The sequence below is a fragment of the Acetobacterium sp. UBA5834 genome (assembly GCF_002435675.1).
Classification (GTDB): domain Bacteria; phylum Bacillota; class Clostridia; order Eubacteriales; family Eubacteriaceae; genus Acetobacterium; species Acetobacterium wieringae.
The window spans coordinates 18,346-42,245 of record NZ_DJGY01000007.1 but is presented as its reverse complement, the minus strand read 5'-3'; the positions used below and the strand labels follow the sequence as shown (position 1 = coordinate 42,245).

The 23,900-nt window shown below is 45.6% G+C and carries 25 protein-coding genes, 1 pseudogene and 2 riboswitches; of the genes and pseudogenes, 15 read left to right on the top strand and 11 right to left on the bottom strand.

The window, feature by feature from the left end; all coding sequences use genetic code 11:
• Window positions 1-411: 411 nt before the first annotated feature.
• Window positions 412-1,281: a CPBP family intramembrane glutamic endopeptidase gene (locus B3F51_RS01075; RefSeq protein WP_286944993.1), complete on the bottom strand. Its 870-nt coding sequence runs from the start codon at window positions 1,279-1,281 to the stop codon at window positions 412-414.
• A complete protein-coding gene (locus B3F51_RS01070; protein WP_228880593.1) occupies window positions 1,278-2,405 on the bottom strand; it encodes a helix-turn-helix domain-containing protein in 1,128 nt (375 codons plus the stop codon). Before B3F51_RS01070 ends, B3F51_RS01075 begins: the two co-directional genes overlap by 4 nt.
• Before the next feature lie 221 nt (window positions 2,406-2,626).
• On the opposite strand from B3F51_RS01070, the gene B3F51_RS01065 reads away from it, so the two are divergent.
• Window positions 2,627-2,950, top strand: coding sequence for a cupin domain-containing protein (locus B3F51_RS01065; protein ID WP_228880596.1), 324 nt, complete (start codon window positions 2,627-2,629; stop codon window positions 2,948-2,950).
• A gap of 61 nt (window positions 2,951-3,011) precedes the next feature.
• On the top strand, window positions 3,012-3,971 hold the full coding sequence (locus B3F51_RS01060) for a D-2-hydroxyacid dehydrogenase (protein ID WP_286944989.1): 960 nt from the start codon (window positions 3,012-3,014) through the stop codon (window positions 3,969-3,971).
• An 88-nt stretch (window positions 3,972-4,059) separates the two neighbouring features.
• On the opposite strand, the gene crcB is transcribed toward B3F51_RS01060, so the two are convergent.
• Together crcB and B3F51_RS01050 are read right to left on the bottom strand one after the other, a co-directional pair.
• Window positions 4,060-4,419 carry a fluoride efflux transporter CrcB gene (gene crcB / locus B3F51_RS01055; protein ID WP_286944987.1) on the bottom strand — a complete coding sequence of 120 codons (360 nt, stop codon included), beginning with the start codon at window positions 4,417-4,419 and terminating at the stop codon, window positions 4,060-4,062.
• Window positions 4,420-4,431: 12 nt separating this feature from the next.
• Window positions 4,432-4,869, bottom strand: a complete 438-nt coding sequence (locus B3F51_RS01050) for a fluoride efflux transporter FluC (RefSeq protein WP_286944985.1) — start codon at window positions 4,867-4,869, stop codon at window positions 4,432-4,434.
• Between the two features lie 100 nt (window positions 4,870-4,969).
• Window positions 4,970-5,029: riboswitch (Fluoride riboswitch) on the bottom strand.
• 141 nt (window positions 5,030-5,170) lie between these two features.
• A riboswitch (Fluoride riboswitch) is annotated at window positions 5,171-5,240 on the top strand.
• Window positions 5,241-5,328: 88 nt separating this feature from the next.
• Here B3F51_RS01050 and B3F51_RS01045 point away from each other — a divergent pair.
• Complete coding sequence (locus tag B3F51_RS01045; protein ID WP_286945007.1) at window positions 5,329-7,008, top strand: dynamin family protein; 1,680 nt, start codon at window positions 5,329-5,331, stop codon at window positions 7,006-7,008.
• A 107-nt stretch (window positions 7,009-7,115) separates the two neighbouring features.
• On the opposite strand, the gene B3F51_RS01040 is transcribed toward B3F51_RS01045, so the two are convergent.
• Window positions 7,116-7,397, bottom strand: coding sequence for a hypothetical protein (locus B3F51_RS01040; protein WP_250935409.1), 282 nt, complete (start codon window positions 7,395-7,397; stop codon window positions 7,116-7,118).
• 489 nt (window positions 7,398-7,886) lie between these two features.
• Between B3F51_RS01040 and gshAB the strand changes: the two genes are divergently transcribed.
• Window positions 7,887-8,876 (top strand): bifunctional glutamate--cysteine ligase GshA/glutathione synthetase GshB, encoded by a 990-nt coding sequence (gshAB, locus tag B3F51_RS01035; RefSeq protein ID WP_286944983.1) that lies wholly within the window; start codon window positions 7,887-7,889, stop codon window positions 8,874-8,876.
• 55 nt (window positions 8,877-8,931) lie between these two features.
• Here the strand turns inward: gshAB and B3F51_RS01030 are convergent, their stop codons facing one another.
• The gene (locus B3F51_RS01030; protein ID WP_250935412.1) at window positions 8,932-9,126 is read right to left on the bottom strand and encodes a hypothetical protein; all 195 of its coding nucleotides are present in this window, start codon (window positions 9,124-9,126) and stop codon (window positions 8,932-8,934) included.
• Between the two features lie 424 nt (window positions 9,127-9,550).
• Here B3F51_RS01030 and B3F51_RS01025 point away from each other — a divergent pair, with 424 nt between their 5' ends.
• The 5 genes from B3F51_RS01025 (at window position 9,551) to B3F51_RS01005 (ending at window position 15,473) form a co-directional block, all read left to right on the top strand.
• A complete protein-coding gene (locus B3F51_RS01025; protein WP_070371333.1) occupies window positions 9,551-10,594 on the top strand; it encodes a GGDEF domain-containing protein in 1,044 nt (347 codons plus the stop codon).
• 16 nt (window positions 10,595-10,610) lie between these two features.
• The gene (locus B3F51_RS01020) at window positions 10,611-11,273 is read left to right on the top strand and encodes a Crp/Fnr family transcriptional regulator (protein WP_286944980.1); all 663 of its coding nucleotides are present in this window, start codon (window positions 10,611-10,613) and stop codon (window positions 11,271-11,273) included.
• A gap of 232 nt (window positions 11,274-11,505) precedes the next feature.
• Window positions 11,506-12,891: a hypothetical protein gene (locus B3F51_RS01015; RefSeq protein WP_286944979.1), complete on the top strand. Its 1,386-nt coding sequence runs from the start codon at window positions 11,506-11,508 to the stop codon at window positions 12,889-12,891.
• A gap of 30 nt (window positions 12,892-12,921) precedes the next feature.
• On the top strand, window positions 12,922-13,728 hold the full coding sequence (locus B3F51_RS01010; RefSeq protein ID WP_286944978.1) for a methyltetrahydrofolate cobalamin methyltransferase: 807 nt from the start codon (window positions 12,922-12,924) through the stop codon (window positions 13,726-13,728).
• Window positions 13,729-14,006: 278 nt separating this feature from the next.
• Window positions 14,007-15,473 (top strand): S41 family peptidase, encoded by a 1,467-nt coding sequence (locus tag B3F51_RS01005; protein ID WP_286944976.1) that lies wholly within the window; start codon window positions 14,007-14,009, stop codon window positions 15,471-15,473.
• Between the two features lie 46 nt (window positions 15,474-15,519).
• On the opposite strand, the gene B3F51_RS01000 is transcribed toward B3F51_RS01005, so the two are convergent.
• Window positions 15,520-16,614: a sensor domain-containing diguanylate cyclase gene (locus tag B3F51_RS01000; protein ID WP_286944975.1), complete on the bottom strand. Its 1,095-nt coding sequence runs from the start codon at window positions 16,612-16,614 to the stop codon at window positions 15,520-15,522.
• Window positions 16,615-17,046: 432 nt separating this feature from the next.
• Here B3F51_RS01000 and B3F51_RS00995 point away from each other — a divergent pair, with 432 nt between their 5' ends.
• The gene (locus B3F51_RS00995; protein WP_286944974.1) at window positions 17,047-17,604 is read left to right on the top strand and encodes a DJ-1 family glyoxalase III; all 558 of its coding nucleotides are present in this window, start codon (window positions 17,047-17,049) and stop codon (window positions 17,602-17,604) included.
• Window positions 17,605-17,755: 151 nt separating this feature from the next.
• Complete coding sequence (locus B3F51_RS00990; protein WP_243134796.1) at window positions 17,756-18,205, top strand: Hsp20/alpha crystallin family protein; 450 nt, start codon at window positions 17,756-17,758, stop codon at window positions 18,203-18,205.
• 61 nt (window positions 18,206-18,266) lie between these two features.
• Here the strand turns inward: B3F51_RS00990 and B3F51_RS00985 are convergent, their stop codons facing one another.
• Window positions 18,267-19,322, bottom strand: a complete 1,056-nt coding sequence (locus B3F51_RS00985) for a Fic family protein (RefSeq protein ID WP_286944972.1) — start codon at window positions 19,320-19,322, stop codon at window positions 18,267-18,269.
• A gap of 268 nt (window positions 19,323-19,590) precedes the next feature.
• Here B3F51_RS00985 and B3F51_RS00980 point away from each other — a divergent pair, with 268 nt between their 5' ends.
• From B3F51_RS00980 to B3F51_RS00970, 3 genes are all read left to right on the top strand, one after another.
• Window positions 19,591-20,886: an RNA-binding domain-containing protein gene (locus tag B3F51_RS00980; protein ID WP_286944970.1), complete on the top strand. Its 1,296-nt coding sequence runs from the start codon at window positions 19,591-19,593 to the stop codon at window positions 20,884-20,886.
• A gap of 151 nt (window positions 20,887-21,037) precedes the next feature.
• On the top strand, window positions 21,038-21,301 hold the full coding sequence (locus B3F51_RS00975; protein WP_286808711.1) for a type II toxin-antitoxin system Phd/YefM family antitoxin: 264 nt from the start codon (window positions 21,038-21,040) through the stop codon (window positions 21,299-21,301).
• Window positions 21,294-21,557 carry a Txe/YoeB family addiction module toxin gene (locus tag B3F51_RS00970; RefSeq protein WP_286808709.1) on the top strand — a complete coding sequence of 88 codons (264 nt, stop codon included), beginning with the start codon at window positions 21,294-21,296 and terminating at the stop codon, window positions 21,555-21,557. The genes B3F51_RS00975 and B3F51_RS00970 overlap by 8 nt, the downstream gene beginning before the upstream one ends.
• Here the strand turns inward: B3F51_RS00970 and B3F51_RS00965 are convergent.
• Window positions 21,554-21,700, bottom strand: a complete 147-nt coding sequence (locus B3F51_RS00965; RefSeq protein ID WP_286944969.1) for a hypothetical protein — start codon at window positions 21,698-21,700, stop codon at window positions 21,554-21,556. The genes B3F51_RS00970 and B3F51_RS00965 overlap by 4 nt on opposite strands.
• A gap of 35 nt (window positions 21,701-21,735) precedes the next feature.
• Here B3F51_RS00965 and B3F51_RS00960 point away from each other — a divergent pair.
• Window positions 21,736-21,876, top strand: a pseudogene (locus B3F51_RS00960) (FMN-binding protein); the annotation flags it as partial.
• Between the two features lie 162 nt (window positions 21,877-22,038).
• On the opposite strand, the gene B3F51_RS00955 reads toward B3F51_RS00960, so the two are convergent.
• Entirely contained in the window at window positions 22,039-22,680 is a 642-nt protein-coding gene (locus B3F51_RS00955) for a TetR/AcrR family transcriptional regulator (RefSeq protein WP_286944967.1), read from the bottom strand.
• Between the two features lie 257 nt (window positions 22,681-22,937).
• The gene (locus tag B3F51_RS00950) at window positions 22,938-23,900 is read right to left on the bottom strand and encodes a uroporphyrinogen decarboxylase family protein (RefSeq protein WP_286944966.1); all 963 of its coding nucleotides are present in this window, start codon (window positions 23,898-23,900) and stop codon (window positions 22,938-22,940) included.

Genomic DNA, 23,900 nt, shown 5'->3' with positions numbered 1-23,900 from the left:
CTACCGAGTTCGTCGAGAAATCCAAAATTTTAAAGGAAAAATTTATAAAAAAAAGGGCACTCCAACTCTGTAAATACAGAGTTAGAGTGCCCTAGCTTCGCTATAAAAAATAACTCACAATATACCATTTGTGACAAAAATGTCCAATAGTATAGTGTATGACCTCTCGATCCTACACAAGCCCCAGTTCCATAAAATGTTTTTCTGTACAGGTTTCATTTATTAAGCTCCCAGCTTACACATTTCCACGTTTCTCAACACGTAAACAAGCTCACCAGGAAAACTACTCAAAGTACATACTTCACAACTTTATTGGACATATTATATCAAAGCTATATCATTATGTCAACCTAAAATCATTTTCATATTAAAAGCCAAGAATGATTGTTTGTTTTTTGGTGTTTTTTATAATTAATCAATGGTATTTTTACTGCCCACCCGGACAAACGATAAAATCCCGACAACAATGAACCCGAGCCCGCCGATGATCCCCACCGGCAGCGGCCCGATAAAGGGACTGGGGGTGCCCAGGGCAAAAAAGAGGGAGATCCCGGCCATACCATTTAAAGAGCCATGAGCGATGGCAGCGGGCAGAAAGCTCTTGGTGCGGATCGCCAGCAATGAGAAAAAGGCGCCCACTACCATACAGAAGATCACCATCGCCACAATCCCGCCCCAGGGCGCAGTGGGATAGCCGGTGCCGTAATTATGCCCCATGGCAATAATCGGGGCATGCCACAGACCCCAGATCACTCCGGAAATAACGATCGAAACCCGGGGGCTGTAGTGTTCCATCAGCTTGGGCAGCAGATAACCCCGCCAGCCGATTTCTTCACCGGAGGTGGTGATGATATTAAGCAACGGGCTGAGAAAAATCCCCAAGAGCAGCTGAGAAATAAAGATGGCTGTCATGCTTCCATCGGGCAGCGTGATGCCCTGGGCGGCATATTGAGCAGTAATCTGGCTCATGGAGGGGTCGAACTGGGCCGGAAAGATCAAAAAATAGAGGATCGCCCCGAAAATAATCAGTAGCGCCGGACCAAACCAGGCAGCCAGATAATAGCGGACATTGCCTTTAAAATGGGGCTTAAGTCCAAAATCCTGAAAGCCTTCCCGGGTAATCAGCCGGGTGGCCACCACCCCCAGTGCGGGCATCAGCATCACGGCTGACAGCACCGCAATGGCGTAGCTGTTTCCCAGCCCGCCATTGGCCATTAAGGCAAATTCCAGGGCCCAGGTCAGTAAGAAAGTGATGCCTAAAAAAATTCCAATTCGTTTCATTGTTTGTCTCCTTCATCAATTAAATGTGCTTCCAATTTTTTGATCAGATCCACAAAGCGGCGATCCTCTTTGAGAAAATCAAACAGGGGATTGGCCACCAGGCCGTCGAGCATGCTTTGTTTAATGACGTCTTCGCTGCGGGGCGGGCCGACGCCCAGATCAAAGGTCTCAAACCAGGGCTGGATGGCGTCAAAATAGTCATCACCGTGAAGGGCGTAGGGAAAAAAGTCAGAAACGCAGACCTCGGTATAATCCGCCAGAAAGGCCAGGGTGGTGTCAGCGTCCTGATGAATGGCATAGACCTGAGCGGCGGCGTGATAAACCTGCGCCATGGTATTGGGATGCAGGGCATCGAGATCATAAAGCTTGGCGACCCCCAGGGTGCGGGCCAGAATCGTTTCGACCTGGTCAAGATCACTGGCATTTAGCATCAGATAGGCGGAAGCCGTCGAAACCAGAAACAGCAGATGCTGGTAGCTGCTGATCTGCAGAACCTGCCGGGCCTTATCGGGGTTGCTGGCCATCTGATAGGCCTGAGCCAGCATTTCGGTATCGGTGGGGAAGGGCCGGACATCTTCGCCCAGCAGATCCATCACCTGAGCCGGTTGACCCAGCATCAGATAGCAGGTGCCTTCAATAGAGAGCGCATCCCGGGCTAGAATCCGGTCGTCGCTCTCAGCTCTGATCCGCTGACAGAGGGTCACCGCCTGATTCAGTACGGCAGTGGCGGCTGCCGGATCAGCTGCCAGCATATGATGATTGGCCAGCAGTACGGCCATCTGCAACAGCAGCGGAAAACAGGAATAGTATTTCTTAATGATGAGCTGGCATTCGGCCAGAACCTCAGCAAAGGGTTTGCTGGCAAAGTCATCGGCCAGCCGATGATAAAGGGCCTTGATCGCTGCCGGGGTCAGCTGGGGGGAATAACCCATCAGTTCATCGATGGAAATATTAAAATAGGCGCTAAGATGGGGCAGCAGGGTAATATCCGGGTAGCTCTGGCCGGTTTCCCATTTGGATACCGAGGCCTTGGATACCCCCATATAAGACGCCAGATCTTCCTGTGTTAAACCCTTTTCCCGGCGTTTGGTTACGATCGTTTTGCCAATATTCAGTTCTTTCATTTCATCACCTCAACCTGATTATAGGATTTTTCAAGAAAAAGCACAATGGATTTGCAGTTGATTTTGGTTGAATAAATCAACTAACAGGTGATTTAACCAAGCTTAATCGTAAAAAATAATAAGATCTGATATTTGCGTTTTTAAACCCGTTAAATATGGGTATAAAAAATACATCGTATCATTTGAATGATAAAAGCAGCGTAAAGAAAAGGAGAAAGACAATGGTTGAGCAGATATTTAAACTGACAGGCGGCAATGACAAGGTCGTTGAAAAGGTGATTCTCGATGAAAACCTTCATTATATGCATGTGATTATTAATCAGAGTGACGGTTTCCCCGAACACTTTACCAATGCGGTGGTCTATATGACAGTGGTCCGGGGGATTGTCTCGCTGCAGCTCGATGATCAGGATTATTATGCCTATCCGGCGGGGACGGTATTAAAAATTCCCGGTAATACCAAAATGGTGCTGAATAACTTTAACCCGGAAACCCTGGAACTGATTCTGATCAAGGCGCCACCACCAGCTGAGCTGCCAGAGTAACGAAAGAAATAAGATTGCAATGAAGATATACCAAAAATTACGCAGAAACTAGGTGACAGAAATGAAGATAGTTGTTTTGGATGGATATGCCCTGAATCCCGGGGACCTCAGTTGGGAGAGTCTGGAAAAATTGGGAATGGTGATGGTTTATGACCGTACCGCCGAAGCCGAGGTGGCAAAACGGATTGGCGATGCCGAGATGGTTCTGACCAATAAAACCCCGATCACCTGCGAAACCCTGAACCGCTGCCCAAAGCTTAATTACATTGGGGTGCTGGCGACCGGCTATAACATCGTGGATGTGGCAGCGGCCAGTGAGCGGGGGATTACCGTTACCAATATTCCTAGCTATGGCACCAATGCAGTGTCCCAGTTTGCCATTGCCCTGCTGATGGAATTATGTCACCGGATTGGTGATTATGCTCATTCGGTGCTGGCCGGGGATTGGGCCAATAACCAGGACTGGTGTTACTGGAACTATCCGTTGATTGAACTCAGCGGAAAAACCATGGGGATCATCGGCTTTGGAAAAATCGGTCAGCGCACTGGTCACATTGCTCAGGCCCTGGGGATGAAGGTACTGGCCTATGATGTGATGAAATACCCGGAGTTGGAATCAGAGACCTGCCACTATGTGAGTCTCGATGAATTGTATCAGGAAGCTGATGTGATTGTGCTGCACGTGCCACTTTTTTCATACACCCGGGAGATGATCAATGCGACCAGTATTGCCAAAATGAAGAATGGCGTCTTGATTATCAATAACTCCCGGGGTCAGTTGATCAACGAAGCAGATCTTCGGGACGCCCTCAACAGCGGTAAGGTCGGCGGTGCAGCGGTGGATGTGGTCTCGACCGAGCCGATTAAACTGAACAACCCCTTGCTGCAGGCAAAAAACATCATTATCACCCCGCATATCTCCTGGGCGCCCCGGGAAAGCAGACAGCGGCTATTAGACATTGCCGTTGACAATCTGGCTTGCTACTTAAAAGGTGAGCAGCGAAATGTGGTGAGCGGTTAGCGCTATTGCTGATGAGCTTCACTAAAAATAAAAACCACATCATGGCCGGTAAAAGGCATTGATGTGGTTTTATTGTTAAATTTTGTTGTTAATTGATAAAAGCATTTGCCATCAGGAAGCCGCCATAAAAAGCGCCAAAGCTCAGTACCAGGGTGGCCAGCACATAAATGATGGCGCTGAGGATGCGGTTGTTCTTTAGCAGTACAAAGTCTTCAAACATAAAGGTCGAAAAGGTGGTGTAGGCCCCCAGAAAGCCTTCGGCAAAGAGACCATAAAGCAGGGCAGAGATATCAAAACCGGTGACGACACCAAGTAGAAAGGCGCCGGAGACGTTAATCACAAAGGTGCCGATCGGGAGGTGTTGATGCCGTGTGGCAAAGCGTTTGCCCAGATAAAAACGGGTGGTACTACCCAAAGCTCCACCTATAATAACACATAAAGTTTCCATCAGGTGTTTTCCTTAATTGCTATCAAGGCTGAATCGGATTGCCAGATTTTTTCCCACTGGGTGTAAAATATGATGGCCGATCAGATGGCCCAGGTAAACCGCACCGACTCCGAGGATAATGGAGGCCGCCACATAGGTACAGAAAAACCGCAGATAACCGGCGTCCAGAATATTAAGGCTTTCTTTGCAGAAGGTGGAGTAGGTGGTAAAAGCGCCCACCAGTCCGGCGGTTAGGCCAAGCTTTAAATCGGTGCTGATCCGTTCGGTTTTAGAAAAAACGGCATTGAGCGATCCCAGAATCAGACAGCCAAACAGGTTGATGACCAGAATGGTTAAGGCCAGATTAATCAGTGGATCAGAGAATTGGAACAGGTTGGGGGAGCTTTTCAGCTCAAACCGCAGCAGCGCACCCAGGGCACCGCCTGCGGCGATAAAGTAGTATTTTTTCATGACAGTCCTCCTGACTTAAGTGACAAAACATTTCGACACGAAGGGATTAAAATTTTGTGAGGTGGGTTATTTTAGACAATAAAAAACCTGCAGCATTACAAATCCTGCAGGAGTCATCAGCTGATAAGCAATTTTGGTGAACTCCATCACCTTCTATGAAATAATGTTATCATGAGGAAATAATCGTGTCAATAAAAGGTGGTGCTGAAATCGAAATCAAAAATAAAACCGAAATAAGTGTGGTCAGATTTGAAGGTTTTTTTCAATAAATAATTGAGATTTTCATTTTGATCGATTAAACTATAAAACAGGTGATGAAGTTCGCCCTGGCAACCGCCAAAATGCGTTAAGCTGATGACTTCTGTTAAAATACAGAATCGTTGGCTTTTTTTGATTGCCGCAGCATTTTTTGCGGCCCATGTTTTTATCAGAGATCCAACCAGGAGAGGTAGTGTGAATATGAGTAAAGATGAGACTATCACCGCCATCGATGAGGTGGCTGCTTTACTCCGGGCCACCGGGGTTTGCGAAGAAGACACCATAAAAATTGGGAATTTAAAAGAAAAAATTAAAAACCGGGAGCTGGTCATATCGGTCATCGGTCAGTTTAAGCGGGGAAAGACCACCTTTATTAACGGCGTCCTCGATGCTGAGGTGCTGCCGGTGGGGATTATTCCGGTCACCTCGGTGGCCACTAAAATTCAGTACGGCGATGCCTTGGCCGAGGTTTATTTTAAAAGTGGGGCGCATCAACCGATACCGCTTACACAGTTGGTCGGGTATATTGCTGAGCAGCAGAATCCCAATAACCAGAAAGGGGTGTCATTTGTCAACCTGTTTTTGCCTAATCCCTTTTTAAAGGATGGGCTGATTCTGGTGGATACCCCGGGGGTTGGGTCGATTCATCAGAACAATACCGATGAAGCCTATGCCTTGATGAAAGACAGCGATGCAATTGTCTTTATGCTGTCGGTGGACAGTCCGATTAACGAAATCGAGCGGGAATTCCTTAGTCAAGCCCGCAACTACGCCGCCAAGTTTTATTTTACAATCAATAAGATCGACACCATCAGCCCGGCCGATTTGAGCGCCTATCTGGGTTATTGTCATGATATTCTCTGTCAGATCATGGAGGTGGAAGCGATTGAACTATTTGCCATTAGTGCCCGAACCAAAGCTGGAATGGCTGCGCTTTTTGATAAAATCACCGGGGACATGGCGGTTTCGGCCGACCGGATTATTCTTGATTCGGTCCAGATTAAGTTTCGGGAGTCGCTGGCAGCGGCGCTGTCCCATCTTATGCTATACCGCCAGGCTTATAGTATGCCACTGGACAATCTGGAAGAAAAACGCTGCGAACTGGAAGAAAAACTGAGAAGTCTGGATCAGCTTACCAAAGATGCCAGCTTTTATCTGCTACGCAACATTGACGAGCTGCTGGAGCAGATTCGGGCAGTGCTGCAGGATGGCGCCAGGGAGATTGGGAAGAAGCTGGCTGAGGAATTGGCGGCAGCCTATCAGCAGCATCAGCAGAATAAAACAAGAGATCTCGAGAAAGTGCTGATGGCGCTGCTCGATACCTGCCTGACCCAGCATCTTAGCGACCTCAGCGAGACCGGGCTTAACAGCCTGTCCCGGGGTTATGAGCATCTGGCGGCAATTCTCAATCAACAGATTGATGATCTCAAAGCGTTTCTGGGTCAGGTGGTGGCGGAACTCTTCGGCATAAACTATCAGGTTGATACCACTGTGCATACCTTGTCCTCGCGGGATGATTTCTATGTCAAGGTCAATCAGAAACCGGCGGCTTTTTTGGTGGATATCAATGATCTGGTTTACCTGTTGCCCCGGGGTTACGCCAATAAAAAAATCTACGCCCGTTATCAGCAGAAGATGGCCACCGATACTGAGCATAATGTCAACAACATGATTTATAATTATCAGTATAAGATCCGCGAGAGCGTCCGGGATTTTACGGCCGCACTGGAACAGGAGTCAAATGCACTGAAAAAGGATCTTACAGCGTTGGTCAATCGGGTCATTGTCGATAAAGAAGATGCCTCAAAACAGCTGGGGGATAAAATCCGGGAGTTGGACGATACTTGTGAGCGGTTGACGTTGTTTTTAAATGAGCTTTGATTTTTTTGGATTGAATCGGAAGTCATAAATTCTGGGGTGTCTTCAGCAACAAATAAAAAAATCAGTCTTAGTTGGACAGCAAGATGTCATGCGATATGGGTTACAACTTACCGGTCAGATTCTGAAAGTCTGATCAGATTTTGAAGGCATAAAGTCGAACGTTGAAGACAGAGTAAGGCTTTTTCGACCTTGGCTTCGACACACTTTTGGAAAAATTCACAGTCAGAGCAGAGCGTTTCGGTTTCCAGTTTTTGATTTGATAATTGAGAAGTGGCTGCCAACTGGGAACGGGACACATTTGCATGACTGTCGAGTGAACTGATCAGAGCGGTGATGTCATAGGTTTCCGGATGGTTTTGGTAGTAGGTTGAAAATCGTGATCGGATCATGGTTAATTCCTTTCAAAATAAAGTGATTGAGGTAAAACAAGGGAACTTTTTTTAAAATAACAGGCTCATCGGAATAAAATATTAGGAATGACTAACAATGGCGTTAAAAAAATTGGCCGCAAAAAAAATTGCCGCTGGTCTTCACATGATTTTTAAATGGTCGTGTTTTTGAGTTTACTGATAAATCCTGGAAGCAGAAATTCCAGGATTTATCGCAAGAGAAGAAGTTTGGAGAGGTCGCCATAGTTAGAGCTGACTAACTATGGCGATAATAGCACGCACAGGAAATATTGTCAAGTAGAATGTGATTGGCTTATATTTTTCAAGGTATTTGAGGGTGGGGCTTACGTCGCAAGTTGAGTGGTTGGGTGATGAAACGGTAAGAAAGTTGTGAAAATAAATTCTAAAAAAAACACTGTTCCTGAGGGCGGGATCAGGTTATACTGATAGAAAATATTTCAACAATAATTGGCTAAGGAGACGATCACGATGTTTAATAATCAAAATGACGGCCTGGAATTATCAACGGCAATGCTGATCGCTGCAGCAAAGAAGCGGGGCATTACTGTTGAGATTCTGGATGCTGAGGATAATTTTATCCGGCTTACAAAAGGCGAAAAAACCGAATACGTCAAGCAGGCGACACGGACTTCAAAGGATACCTATATTGCGCCGCTGATTATGGAGAATAAAGAAGTCACCAAACTGGTACTCCGGGAACAAGGGATTAACGTTCCGGCGGGAATTAGGGTTAAATCTGCCGATGAAGCGATGGCTCATTTTGAGAACTTTCGGGGCCAGGATGTTGTGGTGAAGCCCAAGTCCACCAATTTTGGTCTGGGAATCGCGATTTTTAAAAATCTCCAGTGTGCAGGTTGTTTTCAACAGGCGGTGGTTCAGGCCTTTGAGTATGATACAACAGTGCTGATTGAAACATTTGTCCCCGGCAAAGAATACCGTTTTCTGGTGATTGGCGAGCAAGTGGCGGGGATTCTTCACCGGGTACCGGCCAATGTGGTGGGGGATGGGGTTTCTACCATTGCCGAGCTGGTGGCCGAAAAAAACCGCAATCCGCTGCGGGGCAAGGGCTATGTGACGCCGCTGGAGAAGCTTACGCTGGATGATACCGAAATTACTTTTCTTGGCGAACAGCATAAAACGGTTGCGACCATTCCCAAAGCGGGCGAAACCGTTTATCTGCGGGAAAACTCCAATATCAGCACTGGCGGCGACAGCATCGATTTTACCGATGCGATTCGTGAGGACTATAAGGCCATAGCGGTGGCAGCTGCCAAAGCGGTGGGGGCCAAAATCTGTGGGGCCGACATCATTATAAAGGATTTAAAGGCCAAACCCGATAAAACCAATTACAGTATTATTGAGCTGAACTTTAACCCGGCCCTGCACATTCACAATTACCCCTTTGTCGGGCAGAACCGCCACGTCGATGACAAGGTTCTTGATCTGCTGGGGTTTTAAGCGAATAAAACCCTAAAACCAGTCGTTTGAAAAGAAGCGGCTGGTTTTTTGGCAGCTAACTCAGCTGGCCCGATGGAATAGTTGTCACACTGCCGGTGTTGTCATAGTTTCGGGCAACCTCCATAAAATCGGACATGGCCGGGCTTAGATGCTTGTCTTTATGATAAACCAGATCGAAGGTGCGATTCCAGATCGAGTCCTGATGTCTGAAGGCATAAAGCTCACCAGCCTGGACTTCTTCGGCAATCAATCGGATTGATATGGCGGCCAGACACTTATTTTGTATGACAATGGTTTTTTAAGTCTGCAATCAACGAAGGCAGCAAACAAACTATGAATAAAATAGTCAATTTTTACTTAGACAATGGTTTGCCACGGGAGCGGTTGGCCCAGACGATTGAGCGGATCGGCTTTGCTGCGGTTGAAAGGATCTTATTAAACGATGAAATCTGAGATAGCCGGATTAAAAGGCTGGCAGAAGCAAAACAATTGGCAGAAATTTTATAAAAGATGGCTAATTAAAATGACTCGGGGTAAGAATATGAAATAACAGCAAATTACAAAAAAACGAGGGCAAAAGTTCAGCTTCATTATTTTCTGGATCCAATATTTGCGTTGACAGATAAACCAGAAACAGATACGATGAAAGATAAAAAACTGAGGATAATAAAAGTATGAATAGTAATCGAAAATTGCTATATAAAGTTGTACAATTGGTCTGTGTCGTTATTTTAGGGATCGTGCTGTTTAATATTTTCCAGCTGGTGGACATTATCCAGGGAACCGGACGGGTGATCAACTATACCGGGATTATCCGTGGCGGCACCCAGCGACTGGTTAAGCTGGAAACCAACGGCATCCCCAAGGATGATCTGATGCTATATCTGGACGGAATTCTCAATGAGCTCCAGACCGGGCAAGGACAGTACGATCTGGATAAACTGGACGACATTCCCTATCTTGAAAAGCTCTCGGAGCTGAATGATTATTGGGATGAGTTGCAGACAGAAATTATGATCTATCGGAGCGATCCGGGCAACAAGGAGAAAGTCGTTCAGATGAGTGAAACCTATTTTAATATGGCCAACGACGTGGTCGGAACGGCAGAATTTTATCTGGAACAAAAAACAAAAGTTCTCACCAGCCTGGAATTGGTGATGGTTATCCTATTGGGCCTGCTGATTGTCATTTCACTCCAACAGGCCATCACCGAAATCCATTTGATAAGAAAAAACAAAGAGCTGGCCACGGCGGCTTATTATGATAAACCAACCGGACTACCCGGTCGGCTGAGCTGTGAAGAGAAGATTTGGACACCGATGGATCGCAAACAGGGCCCCTATTGTATGGTGATGATGGATCTTAATAATCTGAAATGGGTCAATGATACCATCGGTCATAGTGCGGGGGATACTCTGATTAAAGCTTTTGCAGATATTTTAAACCATCTGACCAATGAAAATGTCTTTGTTGGCCGTTATGGCGGCGATGAATTCATAATGATTATCAAAAATCATCGTGAGGAACAAATACAGCAGTTGCTAAAGGAGATCGAACTGGCCACGATCCTGTATAACAAAAAGTCAGAGCAACTGAAAATCCAATACGCCGTTGGTTATGAATATGGCGGTGACTCACTCCCACAGATGCTGGAAAAAGCCGATGAAAAAATGTATTTAAATAAAACTGCAGCTAAAGCTGACACCAATGATTTGTAGATGAAAGGCAGGCACAATGGAGCTGCAATATTATTTTGCCGATGATTTTTCGGCGTTTGAAGATTATTTCGCCGGGATTAAAAAAACGGTTCGACGCTACCTTAAAAACGAGCCGGTTAACGGCTTTGGCGAGCCCCTCGATGAGATGTACTACATTACCTCCGGAACCATGTCGGGCTCCTTTATTCATGAATCCGGGAACGTCAAGACGTCATCGTTTTATGGTAAGGGTTATCTGGCGCCGCTGTATTTTCCGGGCGAGATTGAGATGATGCGGTCTTTTGCCTTTACGGCAGTCACCGATCTGGAAGTGTTTGTCTTTAATCGGATCGGCTTTGAGCGGTATGTTAATTCCAATCCGGATCTGAATATGGCGATGTACCAGGCGTATATTAAATTGGTGTCGCTGAATGGTCAGGAACTGGCCAACCAGTTATTTTCCACCGGCATGGAGAAGATCTGTAATTTTTTTTATATCTATTTAAAAAACACCAATGAGCATGATCAGCGGATTCCCTTTTCCCAGCAGGCGATTGCCGAATTCGTGGGACTCAACCGGGCCAATGTGGCCAAGTATTTAAAGATTCTCCGGGAGGAGCAGATCATTGATACCCGGCGAAACCAGATTTTTATTATAAACATGGAAAAATTGCGACAATTTTGCTCACAAACCATTTAGATAATCTTAAAAATATAAAAGTTTACAAAAAAACCGCCCTTATGTCTTTTGCGAGACAGAAGGGCTGTTTAGATTTTGCTATGATGTCGCTAGAGCTGTAAACCTTTAACGGTCAATCAGGCAAAATTACTTTTGCTTAAAAATAAAAGAAAGTGATTCGTTAACTGCATCCGATGTGGCCGTTTGATGATGCGTCTGGTCATTTTAAAATAAATTTACGTGGAGGAACAAAATGAGTGATGTTTTAGCCTTGCAACAAAAACGCAGTCAACTGTACCGTGATTTCTATACCAATACCATACCCGAGCGGATGCCGATTGGGATTACCCTGCCCCAGCATCTGGTGGCCGAATATGGGGGCCAGAATCTTTTTGATTTTCAGTTTAACTATGGGCTTCTGTCCGATCCGGCCCGCGATCTGTGCAAAAAAATCTATTCGGATTCCTGTCCGGTGGCTCCGGCTAATTTTTTGCTGTCCCGGACGCCGTCGATGTATCAGCTCTATGGTTCCCAGTCCTTTGTGATGGGCAATGGCGGTTTTGTCCAACATCCGGAGGTGGTCGGGATGCTGGATGATGAGTACCCCCAGTTGATTGCAAATACCTTTGACTTTCTGGTCGAAACAGTAATTCCCCGACAGCATAAAAATCTTGATCCTCAGAATCCCCTGATCATGGCAACTGCCATTCAGATGGGCAAGCAGGCGCTTACAAATGACGAAATGGCCTTTCTGCCGACATTTTTTGAACTGATCCAGACTCATGGCTATTATCCCGGCAGTCCGCTTGGCTCCTTTAATTTTACCGAAGCCCCACTGGATTTTATTGCTGATCAGCTGCGCAGTTTTTCCGGCATCAGCATGGATGTCCGCCGACATAAAAGCCAGCTTCAGGAAGCAGCTGACGCCGTGATGCCGTTGCTCTTTCATTGGGGTCTGCCGGGGAATATTAATCCCCAGGGCTCGGTCTTTATACCGCTGCATATGCCGACCTTTATGCGGGAAAAGGATTTTGTGGAAATCTACCTGCCGTCCTATCAAACGATGCTTAAGCAGTTTGCGGCGGTGGGGGCCCGTCCCAATATGTTCTGCGAACACGACTGGAGCCGTTATCTGGATATTCTAGAGTCAGAAATTCCGGCGGGTTGCCAGCTGGCTTTTGAATATGGAGATCCCCAGACCATTAAAGACAAGCTGGGCAAAAAATTCCTGTTGACTGGCTTATTCCCCAGCGCCGCATTAAAGACCGATACCCCGGCCCAGATTGTTGACCGGGCCAAGGCGTTTCTGGATATCATGCTGCCTGGCGGCGGTTATATTTTTGGTTTTGATAAAAACCCACTGACCTTAAAGGAAGTAAACCTCGACACCCTGGCGGCGCTGACCGAATTTATCCGGGATTACGCAACCTATAAAAACCCCGGGGATACTTTTGGTACACCGCTTAACAGTGAAGGTTTTGTTTTTGATGAAAACCAGGTACCAAAGCCGCAGTCACGATACCTGTTTGATTGGGACAGCTTTAAACAAAAATATCCGCTGACCCCGGATTTTGCCCGGGCCAATTTTGAACGGTTTAGCAAGGAAACCTTTGATTTTTACATGAATCTGCTGATATAATGGAGAAAACAGACAAAAAGGAGAAATGCAGTGATTATTATCGGAGAAAAAATTAACGGGAGCATTCCGGTGGTGAAGGCAGCCATCGAAAAACGGGATGCCGCTTTTATCGCTGACCGGGCCATCAAGCAGGCCGAAGCGGGAGCGGATTTTATTGATATATGTGCCAGCACTGCGCCGGAAGAGGAGATCGAAACGCTACAGTGGCTGATAGCGGTGGTGCAGGATGCGGTGGACACGCCGCTGTGTATTGACAGCCCCAATCCCCGGGCCATTGAAGCCGTCTTTAAAGATGCCAACAAACCGGGGATGATCAATTCGATTTCCGAAGAAGGAGACAAGTGCGAGATCCTGTTGCCCTTGCTGGCCGGAAATAGTTGGGAAATGGTTGGCTTAACCTGTGACAACAAGGGAATTCCCTGTGATCTGGAAACCAAGCTGGCAATCACCGGCCGGATAGTGGAAAAGGCTGATAAACTGGGGATCACCCCGGATCGGATTCACATTGATCCCTGTGTGATGGCCCTGTCAACCGATAACAATGCTCTGGTCAACCTGGGTAACGAAATCCGGGCCATCAAGGCGCTCTATCCAACCATCCACGTTACCGGGGCGATCAGTAATATTTCCTTTGGTTTACCGGTACGACCACTGCTGAATAAAACGGCCATGGCCTTTGCCATGGAAGCGGGGATGGATTCGGCGGTGCTGGATCCGACAAATCGGGAAATGATGGGCACCATCTTCGCCACCTATGCCCTGATGGGACAGGATAAGCACTGTCGCAAATACAGCAAAGCCTATCGGGCCGGGATCATCGGGCCGGTGGGGCAATAAATAAACTATACCGGGTCGTGGCGAAGCGCCGCAATCCGGTATTTTTTTAACCCGACGATCAGCAAGCGGATTAAATTTATTGGATAAATGACTTAAAGTGTTATATAATAACCTTAATTTAAACTCGGCGGAAAACCTGTAATCGCAAAATGAGTGAGCTTTATTATCGTAACAGGGCTCGTGGCTCGTCGGTTAAAAAAAGAAACCGTCAAGCGCTGAAATTTTGCTGTTGATGGCAGAAGTCTCGGGGATTTCCGCAAGCTTTGAAAGGAGTTCTTATGCAAACCAGGGAAATAAAAAAACTACTTGCGATTCTTTGTATCGTCATCGTCGTTGCCGGGATTCTTGCCTATTTTGACCGGCCACCGACCCAATCGGAGGCAACCAACGATTTTAGTGACCGCAGCTGGACAGCAGCCTTTGAAGCGCTACACGAAACCCTCGCGCAGGAATATGCCTTCACAGAATGGAAGGGAATTGATTGGGATTCCCTTCATGCCACCTATACACCCCAGATTGCCGCCGCCCAAAGCAGTCAGGATTTTAAAGGCTACTATTTGACGCTGCGGGCTTATCTCAATGAAATACCCGATGGCCATGTCCGGGTCAACAATCTTAAAGAAATTGATGATTTGTTTATTGGTGGCGGCTATGGGCTGGCACTTGCAAACAGCAGTGATCATAACATTGTCATCAGTTGGGTTGATCCTGCGTCGCAGGCCTTTGCAGCCGGGCTGCGGCCGGGGACAGAAGTGGTTTCCTGGAATGGCCAGCCGATCCGGACGGCGCTGGAGCAAACCGAAACGCTGCTTTGTGGAACATCGGCCACCACCGAATATCTGAATCTGAAAAAGCTGGCCTATCTGGTTCGGGCTCCGATTGGCCAGCCGGTTGAAATCGGTTATCTGGGGGCTGATGGGGTAACCCTGGCAAGGCTGGTTGCTTTTGATGATGGGGGCCAGTCGCTTCGCAAAAACTATCCGGATGCAGTGGTTTCCAATAAACTCAGGGATATGTTTGTCGGGGTCGATAACCCGGATCCGGTGCCAACGGCGATGGTGGAAAGCCAAACGGTGGCTGATACGATCACTTATGTAAAAATTCAGGGAGAACTCGATGCTGATCTTCAAGAAACCGGAAAAACGCAGTCAACCCTGGAGCTGCTTCGTGATGCCATTGCTTCTGCGAAACAAAATGGTAGTCAGGGGCTTATTATCGATCTTAGGAATAATATTGGCGGACTGGATCAGATGGCGGCGGATATGCTGGGATTTTTTTATGATCAGCCAGCCTTTTATGAATACCAGAATCTCTATAATCCGGCAACAGGGGCATTTGAAATTCAAGAAAATGAAGACGGCAGTGTTGGTCTGACCATTGCGCCGACCCAACCGCATTATGGGGGAGCGGTGATTGTCTTGATCAATCCCAAGTGCGTCAGTTCCGGAGAAGGGCTGGCGATGGGGCTTCAGAAACTGCCCAATGTCAGAACGCTGGGTTTTTATGGCACCAATGGATCATTTGGCCTGGCTGGCGCTGAAGCCTTGATGCCCGGTTCACTGACGGTCCACTGGCCGTCGGGACAGTCGCTGGACGAACAGAAAAACATTCAGCTGGACAGTCGTAATGGCAACGGCGGAGTTCGCCCGGATCTGCTCATTCCGATGACGGCGGAAAATGCCATCCGGATTGCCAATGGGGAAGATGTCGAGTTGGCCGAGGCCATCCGGCTACTGCAAAACTAAGAAGACTACTTTCGTTCTCAGCGGGTGGTTGTTTGAGAGTCCAGGTCTAGCCCAACTGCACCTGGTTGCGACCGGCCTTCTTGGCGGCGTACATGGCGTCATCGGCCCGGGCAAGCAGGTCAATTAGGGTGCCCCGGCCCTGATAAACCGCCACCCCCAGACTGGCAGTGATGTGGGTCGGATTGGTAAACGGGTGTCTGGCAATCTTTAACCGGATTTTTTCACCAAAAAGCAGGGCTCCGGTGGCATCGGTATCGGGCAGAATAAAAACGAATTCTTCGCCGCCCCAGCGCCCGACCCGATCCGTCTGGCGGATGTTGTCAAGCAGTACCGTCGACAACTCATTGAGGATCAGATCCCCGGCCTGATGGCCAAAACGATCATTGACCCACTTGAAATGATCGACATCCAGAAAGATGACGGCAAAGGTCGAATCCGTGCGGTTGGCCCATTTATACTCATCCTCCAGCAGATCCTCGATCCGGGAACGATTGTAAAGCTGGGTCAGTTTATCAGTTTGCGAAAGCCGGATGATTTCCTCCCGCAGCCGCACCTGCTCGGTGATATCCCGGGATACGCCCAGCAATCCTTTGAGCTGATCCTGATCATCATAAACCCCGGTTAGAACCGTGTCGGTCCAGAAGGCCTGGCCATTTTTGGTATATTGCATCTGTTCAAAACGAACCGAATCAAAGCGTTGGCCCCGGGCAATTGTCTGTCTGACCAGGGCCATGGTGCGTTCCATGACCTTTAAGGTTTCCGGCAAAAAATAGTTGATTTCAAGAAAATGATGGGTGACCTCGTCCACCGTGTAGCCGGTCATCCGCTCCACCGAAGGGCTGATATAGGTAAATTCACCATCGAGGTTGACGGTGCTGATAATGTCGCTGGCGTTTTCAATCAGCAGCCGATGATGTTCTTCACTTTCCTTAAGCTTTTTCTTGAGGGCGATCAACTCATCCAGATCACAGATGTCGCCGGTATCCGTTTTTTGGGCCTCACTAACAAATGCCTGGATGTGTCCAAGCTTCCCAATCAGCAAAAGAAAATCGGGGTCATCGGCGTAACCGGCTGGCAGCGGTGGCTTTTTTCCATCCAGCAGGGCATTGAGATAAGCAATCAGGGCGTGGGTATCTTCCATAATAGTCTCCTTTATCGTCAGGGGAATTGCCAAAATAAAAACGCAGTGGCTGGCATTGATGTCAGTAGCTTTATACCCAATCGCCAGGTGAACATGCAAGGACTGGCACTTAAACTGGGGTTTGGCTTGAAAGGAAATGATAGCACATCCCGATAGAAAAAGCAGAATAAAAATTTGTCGGGCGTTTAAATAGTCGTTGTTATTTAGCCTGCTTGGGACTAGAATAAGATAAACGGATAGGTAATAGTGAAATTAAAAAACATCGAACAATGGTTGCTTTGAGTGCAGTTTCCACAAACGATTTCGTAACGTGTAGGCGAACTGGCGATAGCCTGTCCGCCGTACAGTGTAGAAATTGTTTCGTGCGAAACTGGGCCCAAAGCGCACGGCAGTTTTGCAAATGACTAATTAAGCTCGTAAAGGAGGAGAAGGATGAAGGTAATTGTTTTTTTAGCACCGGGATTTGAGGAAGTGGAGGCCTTAACGGTTGTTGATTATTTGCGCCGCATCAGCTCGCTGACGGTTGAGATGATCAGCATTGCAGATGGGCTGATGGTGACGGGCAGCCATCAGATTGAAGTCAAGGCCGACCGGCATATTGACGAGCTGAGTGACCTTGACAGTTATGAGGCCGTCGTGATTCCCGGCGGAATGCCCGGGGCGGCCAACTTAAGAGATGACCCGCGGGTGATTGGCGTGGTCAGAGCGATGGAAGCGGCCGGGAAAGTAGTCGCCGCCATCTGTGCCGGGCCGATTGTGTTGGCCCAGGCGGGGATCATCACTGGGAAAAAAGTGACCTCCTATCCCGGCTTTGAAGATGCCTTTCCGGATTCTTGCTACCAGCAGGCAGCGGTGGTGCGGGACGGCCGTATCATTACGTCCCGGGGGCCGGGAAAAGCGGTGGACTTTGCCCTGGAACTGGTGACTGTTCTGGCAGGGGCGGAAGCGGCCGAAACCTTGCGTAAAAATATTCTCTATGACCGGAAGTAAAAACCCATCATCGGATTAACTGACCGCCTTAAAAATAACTTAAAAGGCTTTACAGAAGTATTGACAGATAAAAAAAAAGATGGTATAAAATAACCATAGTTAGCACTCGCTAAGTGAGAGTGCTAACAAAATACAATGTAAAGGAGTAGTTATGATGACAGCACTGATTCCGTTTAACAGAAAAAGAAATGATTTGATGAATACCGGTTTTAATGATTTCCAGAATATGCTTGACGACTTTTTTGCAGAAGGTTGGCCGATGCGAAGAAGCTTAGCGGGTGACACCTTTAAAATTGACCTCCAGGACAATGAAAAAGAGTATATTGTTGAGGCCGAGCTCCCCGGCTTCCAGAAAAATGAAATCAGTCTATCCCTGGAAGAGGGTCGACTTCAGATAGCCGTCAAGAAGGAAGAAACAAAAGAAGAAACGGATAAAAACTATGTTCATCGGGAACGAAAATTCACGGCCATGACCCGCAACGTCTTTCTGGCTGACGCCGCCTCGGACGACATCAAAGCCAAGCTGACTGATGGGGTTCTGACCATCACGGTGCCCAAGCAGGCCAAGCCGGAGCTGACCAGACAAATTGAAATTGAATAACGCACCAATAAAAACGCCCTATTTGCAGCAGATAGCCCGCAAATAGGGCGTTTTTATAGTTTTATTTATTAGTATTACGGATATAGGCGGTATTCTTACCAGCCCCAGTTTTAATAATATATCCTTCTTTTAATAAAGATGCCAACGCAACCTCAACTGTTGATGTACTAATATCGGGGCATTTTTCTAAAATTACTCGCTTTGACAGCTTTTGAAGGGTGTCATCAAATAGTTTTCTTATCCGTTCTTGTTTGGTCAGGCTTCGATCCTGAAACAATTCAACACGGGTTGAAAACTCTTTGTAAGCCCTCAAGATGACTTCAAGGTAATACTTAACAAATGTAAAATAGCGGTTTTTTTCTTCCTGCCATCCAATTGAGCTGTCATATAACACCTCATAATAGGTTTCTTTGGTATTTTCGATAATCATTTCAATACTCAAATATTTCCCGACAATATATCCGGAGCGATATAAGATCAGTAAGGTCAGCAATCGGCTCAATCTCCCGTTTCCATCATTGAAAGGGTGGATGCAAAGAAAATCCAGCACAAACATTGGAATTAACAGCAACGGATCATACTTATCAGCGTTCACTGCTTCAATAAAAGTCGTCGTTAAACGATCGACTGCGTCAGGTGTTTCAAATGCAGAAAGCGGTTGAAATCTTACCTTACGTTTTCCACTTACATCGGTTTCAGCAATAATGTTATCTGAATTTTTAAATTTTCCACCACTTGAAGACGGACTGAAGTGATATAAGTCTCGATGTAATTGTAAGATAACATTTGTGTTTGGGGTAATGTGATCGTAGTTTTCGTGAATCAAACTTAACACTTCCCGATAACCGGCAATTTCACGCTCTGATCGGTTTTGTGGCTCAGCCTTTAGTTTTACCAGCGCATCCAAACGTTCATCGGATGTATAAATACCTTCGATTCGGTTTGAAGCACCAGTACTTTGAATCTTTGCAATTTCCAGCATGGACTCAAGGATATCGGGTTTCGCTTCAATGAACAACTCCTGCTTTCCCTTATATTCATGAATTGCCGAGATTAAGTTCATTAACTCATAATGCATTAACTCATCAGGGAGTTTTGTGTAATCAAACTTTCGCATTTTCGATTCCTTTCTGCCTAATCGTTTCTCTTTCTGCACAATATTATCAACTAATTGTGCAGAAGTCAATCCTCTTAGGTAGAATAATCGAAACGAGCATTAACATATTGATTTATAAGTTAGGCACGTGGGCAAGAAACGCCCTATTTGCAGCAGATAGCCCGCAAATAGGGCGTTTTTATTGGTGCGATTCTAACCACTAAACTTGACAAGAATGGTTAGAATCGGTTAGAATAGTGACAAGAATGACAGGGGAGTTGATGAGAGAATGCTAATTGAGAGCGAAACAACTGAATTTAAACAAAGCTATGTTGACGAGATAAAAAAAACAATCGTCGCATTTGCCAATACCAATGGTGGTATTTTGTATCTCGGGATTAACGACGACGGCTCCATCGCAGGGGTAACAGATGCGGATGAAATCATGTTAAAAGCATCAAATGCCATTCGAGATGCCATCAAGCCGGATGTCACCGTATTTGTCAAAACGGAACCGGTGATCATGGAAGATAAACCTATCGTCAAGGTAACGGTTCAAAAGGGAACGGCTTGTCCTTATTATTTGTCTGGTAAGGGAATCCGTCCCGAGGGTGTTTATGTCAGACAAGGGGCTTCATCCGTTCCGGCAACAGAAACGGCGATCATTAAAATGATAAAAGAAACCGATGGCGAGCGCTTTGAGACGGCCCGTTCGCTCAATCAGGATTTGACTTTTCAGGAGGCTGCCAAAGAATTTAAAAAGCGGGGCGTACCCTTTGGCGAAAATCAGTTCAAGAGCTTGAAGATGATGAGTACCGCTGGCATCTTCACCAACTTGGGAATGCTCCTGTCGGATCAATGCAATCACAAAATTAAAATGGCCGTTTTTCAGGGGAATGATAAATCAGTGTTTAGAGACCGGCGGGAACTCACCGGTTCGCTGCTCAAACAACTAAACGAAGCCTATGATTTTATTGATCTCTATAATGGAACCCGCGCCGAAATTGTTGGTTTGTATCGCTCCGATAAACGAAATTTTCCACCGGAAGCCGTTCGGGAAGCTCTACTCAATGCCCTGGTTCATCGGGATTACGGATACAGTGCCGGCACCCTGATCAGCATTTTTGATGATCATCTGGAGTTTGTCTCGGTGGGCGGATTGGTTCGGGGAATCACCTTTGAAGACATGATGTTGGGGATTTCAATGACCCGGAACGAAAATCTGGCCAGTATCTTTTATCGTCTGGCGCTGATTGAAGCTTATGGGACGGGGGTACCAAAAATTCTCAAAGCTTATCAAGGGGAACGGATTCAACCAAAAATTGAAGCGACCGAAAACGCCTTCAAAATAACCCTGCCCAATCGCAATGAAATGCCCGGAAATGAAACGATGATGGGGATCGAAGCTGAAATTCTGACGCTTTTAAAAAAACAACCCGAGCTCACCCGGCGTGAGGTTGAAACCACCCTGGAGCTGAGCCAAACAGCTGCAGGCCGGTACCTGAAAAAGCTGGTCACAAACGGCCTGCTGGAAGCCGTAGGCAAGGGCAAAAATACCCGTTATCGTTTGCGAAAGCCAAGTTAAGCAGCTACACCACAAAAAAACGATCAGGCCAATGCCAGCAGGGAATCTTAAAGCTTAGGCGTGTCTGTCACCCGGCCGAGTTTTCTTGACTTTTTATCCCCAATAAAATACAATATTAAGTACAGAATAAAGTCCTTAAGGAGGAAAGATCATGTTAGCCATCAATTATACCACCATGAGAAACAAGATGAAATCTTATTTTGACAAGGTAACCGATGACTGTGAAACCATCATTGTCACCCGGAAAGGCGAAAAAAATGTCGTTCTGATCAGTCTTGATGAATATAATAATTTAATTGAAAATGCTTATATTACCAGTAATAAAGCCTATTATGATCGTCTGATCGAAAGTAAAGAGCAAATTGAACAGGGGAAAACGATCGAATTAAAAGCGTGTGACATGAACGATGAATAAATTGTTTTCAGAGAATGCCTGGGAGGAGTATCTGTACTGGCACAATCAAGATAAAAAGATCCTCAAAAAAATTCATGAACTGATTCGGGATATTGAGCGCAATGGCTACACCGGCATTGGGAAACCCGAAGCCCTCCGGCACGAGCTCTCCGGCTATTGGAGCCGAAGAATCTCGGAAAGCGAGCGACTCATTTACAAAATCCAGGGTGATACCATTTATATCATCGGTTGCAAGAGTCATTATGGGGATCGTTAAGGGTAAACAGACAAAAAAAGAAGAAACAGATCAGCCAATCCCAGCGGGAGTGCCGGGATTGGCTGATTGTTTGATGGGTTGATGTTGTCCAGATAATTTTTAGGTTTATCGCGAGAAGGGAAAAGATCTTTTAATCGACTCATGGTCTCCTCATTAATAAGTTTAAGGCACGCTGGCGTACCAGGGAACCGGCTTTGCAATTGAAGGAACCGCTAAATTCATTGAATCCGGTGCGGAATATGAGATGATGAAAGAAAAATTCTCGTTCCTAACCAGAGTGCTGGAAATCACCGTGACATCGGCCAGGCAAATGCTGTAGATTTTAGATTGTGAAGTTTAAGGATAAATCCTTAAATCATTAAACTTAATGAATAAAGAGCTGTGAAACGACCTGTATAAGGTGTTTTCAGAGCTCTTTAATTTATTAAAATTTTAGTGCTGTCCATAATAAGAGGGATTCGTCAGTTGATACTGAATCAGTCTAAATCAAAAATTTAAATTCATCATAATCCAACGTATCAAAAATAAGGATAGAATCCAACATAAGGCGATCGACTAAATTCTGATCAAGTTTAAAGAGCCGGGGGATTAAACCATTAATAACAGTCACCAAATCCTGGACTGAAAGGCTCAGATTTCCATTGAAATATTGGATAAAGAATTCACGTCGTGCGCCAAAATTCATGTGAGTATAGATGTTTAACAATTCATCGGTAATAATAATATTGTTATCTTTGATATACTGTCGATAGATCTTGTCAGCATAGGTGTCCAGTATCCCGTAATTGGAATTGTGTTGTAAAACTTCATAATAGACGCGTCGGTTATATTCATTATTTAAAATGATATCATAGTATATTCTCGAACTGACAGCATGTGATAAAATCTGGTTTGTAAAAATTTCCGGTTTGTTTTGGTATAAAAAAGAATCAATTGCCTCGATGAAGTCGTAGTAGATCGAACGAATAATCGTATCCTTTGTCTGAAAGTAATAATGCACAGTACTCACCGGTACTTCGCTTTTTTGGGCAATTTTTTTTATGGTTGTATTGGTGAAACCGTCTTCATAAAAAAGTGTTTTTGCGGCTAATAAAATTTGTTCTTTTTTATCCTGTTGCTTCATGATTGCAGTGAACCTCTCATGTTTTATTTTTAAGCGTTTTGTCAATATACCCAACTTAATAATAGCACAATCCATAATATCTATCAATAAATTTGCCTTTGCATAAGGCAATTGACACTGAATTACGATCTGTAAAAATCAAATTGTAAAAGCATGAAGAATAACTTGATCGTCAAAATGAAAAAGAGACAGGAAAACGTAATTTTTCTGTCTCTTAAAATTTTTGGACTAATCTTGCAGAGTCATTAATTAAGTGATTATTGATATAAAACTTTTTGACATTGTTTTACTTCATCCATAATAATGTCAGCCCATTTTGGATCTAACAGGAGGAATGACGGAAGATAACAACCATCTTCGCCTTGGGTCATGATCTCTTCGCGAATTTCGTTCCGGAGTATTTCTTCGTTGAGATTTTCCATGGTTTCGAATTTCTGATTATTGATAAATACATTATAAATGACTTTATTGCTGGTGATTTTTTTTAGCGCTGGGATATCATTGATTGCCATCAGTTGGATGGAATCGACCTCTAAATCATCAACGATTTCTGGCACTAAATCTTTAATCATCCCATCACTATGTAATTCAAAAATAATGCCATGACTGTGTGCACAATCAACAATTTTTTTGGTTGCTGGTTTAATCAGCGCTCTCCAGACGTCGGGGGAAAAGAAAAGATTGCGTTGAGTACCCCAATCGTCATGGTAGCTGATGATATCTGGCTGATAATGCTCAGCCAACTTATCAATCAGTTTGCATTTATAATCCGCCATCGCCATAAAATATTCGGCGCATTCTTCAGGTTCCTCGAGTAAGGACATTAATGAGTTCTCAAATCCCATCAAGGCGTTCAACCTTTCAAAAATACCATTATGGATCATCTGATATAAGACATTATTTTTTCGATCAAATGTATTGATGCGATCCAGTTCTTTTGCTTTTTCCCAGTCGAAGGCATCCAAATCCGGGAATTTCACAACATCTCTCCAGTCACAGATATCGTCCAATAAATAATTCGTTCCGGGAACCGGTGCCGGATCGCCATCATTGAATTGCCAATGGACGCCAAACCAGTCGTATCCGTCTTTTCCGCCTGTGGGTCTTTCGTGGAAACCATTAATCGGTACATTGTTGATCAGGCCTTCACCATAAATCGGTAAATATTCAGGCATTTTATGATGAAAGAGTTTCAAAGCGTTTTCTTTTGGTGTTAACAT

Coding starts and splice junctions, on each gene's coding strand:
- B3F51_RS01075 (WP_286944993.1), bottom strand. CDS start 1,281: ATGAAACGAATTGGAATTTTTTTAGGCATCACTTTCTTACTGACCTGG.
- B3F51_RS01070 (WP_228880593.1), bottom strand. CDS start 2,405: ATGAAAGAACTGAATATTGGCAAAACGATCGTAACCAAACGCCGGGAA.
- B3F51_RS01005 (WP_286944976.1), top strand. CDS start 14,007: ATGCAAACCAGGGAAATAAAAAAACTACTTGCGATTCTTTGTATCGTC.
- B3F51_RS00975 (WP_286808711.1), top strand. CDS start 21,038: ATGTTAGCCATCAATTATACCACCATGAGAAACAAGATGAAATCTTAT.
- B3F51_RS01015 (WP_286944979.1), top strand. CDS start 11,506: ATGAGTGATGTTTTAGCCTTGCAACAAAAACGCAGTCAACTGTACCGT.
- B3F51_RS01020 (WP_286944980.1), top strand. CDS start 10,611: ATGGAGCTGCAATATTATTTTGCCGATGATTTTTCGGCGTTTGAAGAT.
- B3F51_RS01040 (WP_250935409.1), bottom strand. CDS start 7,397: ATGATCCGATCACGATTTTCAACCTACTACCAAAACCATCCGGAAACC.
- B3F51_RS01050 (WP_286944985.1), bottom strand. CDS start 4,869: ATGAAAAAATACTACTTTATCGCCGCAGGCGGTGCCCTGGGTGCGCTG.
- B3F51_RS01065 (WP_228880596.1), top strand. CDS start 2,627: ATGGTTGAGCAGATATTTAAACTGACAGGCGGCAATGACAAGGTCGTT.
- B3F51_RS01025 (WP_070371333.1), top strand. CDS start 9,551: ATGAATAGTAATCGAAAATTGCTATATAAAGTTGTACAATTGGTCTGT.
- crcB (WP_286944987.1), bottom strand. CDS start 4,419: ATGGAAACTTTATGTGTTATTATAGGTGGAGCTTTGGGTAGTACCACC.
- B3F51_RS01000 (WP_286944975.1), bottom strand. CDS start 16,614: ATGGAAGATACCCACGCCCTGATTGCTTATCTCAATGCCCTGCTGGAT.
- gshAB (WP_286944983.1), top strand. CDS start 7,887: ATGTTTAATAATCAAAATGACGGCCTGGAATTATCAACGGCAATGCTG.
- B3F51_RS00980 (WP_286944970.1), top strand. CDS start 19,591: ATGCTAATTGAGAGCGAAACAACTGAATTTAAACAAAGCTATGTTGAC.
- B3F51_RS00965 (WP_286944969.1), bottom strand. CDS start 21,700: ATGAGTCGATTAAAAGATCTTTTCCCTTCTCGCGATAAACCTAAAAAT.
- B3F51_RS01060 (WP_286944989.1), top strand. CDS start 3,012: ATGAAGATAGTTGTTTTGGATGGATATGCCCTGAATCCCGGGGACCTC.
- B3F51_RS00970 (WP_286808709.1), top strand. CDS start 21,294: ATGAATAAATTGTTTTCAGAGAATGCCTGGGAGGAGTATCTGTACTGG.
- B3F51_RS00985 (WP_286944972.1), bottom strand. CDS start 19,322: ATGCGAAAGTTTGATTACACAAAACTCCCTGATGAGTTAATGCATTAT.
- B3F51_RS00950 (WP_286944966.1), bottom strand. CDS start 23,900: ATGTTAACACCAAAAGAAAACGCTTTGAAACTCTTTCATCATAAAATG.
- B3F51_RS00955 (WP_286944967.1), bottom strand. CDS start 22,680: ATGAAGCAACAGGATAAAAAAGAACAAATTTTATTAGCCGCAAAAACA.
- B3F51_RS01045 (WP_286945007.1), top strand. CDS start 5,329: ATGAGTAAAGATGAGACTATCACCGCCATCGATGAGGTGGCTGCTTTA.
- B3F51_RS00995 (WP_286944974.1), top strand. CDS start 17,047: ATGAAGGTAATTGTTTTTTTAGCACCGGGATTTGAGGAAGTGGAGGCC.
- B3F51_RS00990 (WP_243134796.1), top strand. CDS start 17,756: ATGATGACAGCACTGATTCCGTTTAACAGAAAAAGAAATGATTTGATG.